Here is a 946-nt window from a genome sequence, read left to right on the forward strand (position 1 = left end):
ATTCATGGTGTATCTCTCCAGTCCGCTGCCCGATTGGCAGGGTTGGAAGAAACGTAGGCGGTGTGTTGTTATTCTGCCGCATAGCGGCTTCGTTCAACAAGAAAATCAACGTGGACGTTTACTCGTGACACATTTTTTCATAGAAATGTTGTGATTCAGGCGTTTCAATCGGTTTGGGCTAGTAAACGCCCGTTATGCTGACGTTAGGTGTAAATACGGTGTCGGGGCTACGATGATTAAATTTGGTTCTCCTTGCGATGGGTGGTTAGACCTACATATAGACATAAACTCCAATTGGACTACTTTCTCAATTTCTGATGTTGGACCTAATTCAGTGGTTCAGTTTTCCCGTGTTTTAGATTGGCTTGCGAATCCACTTGATTCTTATCGGGTTTACTGCAACTTAGAGCCAGAGTTATTGGTTTTAAGCTTTCACTTAGATAGTGGTTTTGTAACTGCAGAGGTAGAGTTAGATGCATTGAATCTAGGGCGAGCTTCTATGAGCGTTTATGACTTTCACGTAATGTTCAGTGAAGAAATTCACGTATTGCTTCCAAGTTGCAAAGGAAAAGCATGGACAAGTGAAGTGAACACCTAACAAATAAGAATAAGTGTCGCGTAGCCGACACTTTATTTGGGTGTTGGACAAGCCCGTTGCTGCTTTATTAAGTCAATTGCTCGGGTGAGCGCCGGATGGATGTATGCCCGCCACTGATTAATAGGCGAACGGCACCATGAAGTTATTAGACATTCCATAACTTCAATGGGTTACGTCACTGTGTGTCTATTCTTCCACGCTTTCTCCTTCGATTAAATGGCCGCCATTCTCCTTATCCTGTTCGCCTTTCGGCTACCTCGGTCGAGTGACGCCCACGCCGACCATGGGTCGTTCTCCGCACGTTGGACAACATCGCGTCACGGGAATGTTTAGCCGTGGTCATGACGC

The 946-nt window shown here is 45.6% G+C and carries 1 protein-coding gene; it reads left to right on the forward strand.

Annotated features, from left to right (window positions below; translation table 11 throughout):
- Positions 1-232: 232 nt before the first annotated feature.
- Positions 233-598: a hypothetical protein gene (locus tag LRP50_RS25350; protein ID WP_274167169.1), complete on the forward strand. Its 366-nt coding sequence runs from the start codon at positions 233-235 to the stop codon at positions 596-598.
- Positions 599-946 lie beyond the last annotated feature (348 nt).

It is taken from the genome of Enterovibrio gelatinilyticus (genome assembly GCF_028683095.1).
GTDB classification, from domain to species: domain Bacteria; phylum Pseudomonadota; class Gammaproteobacteria; order Enterobacterales; family Vibrionaceae; genus Enterovibrio; species Enterovibrio gelatinilyticus.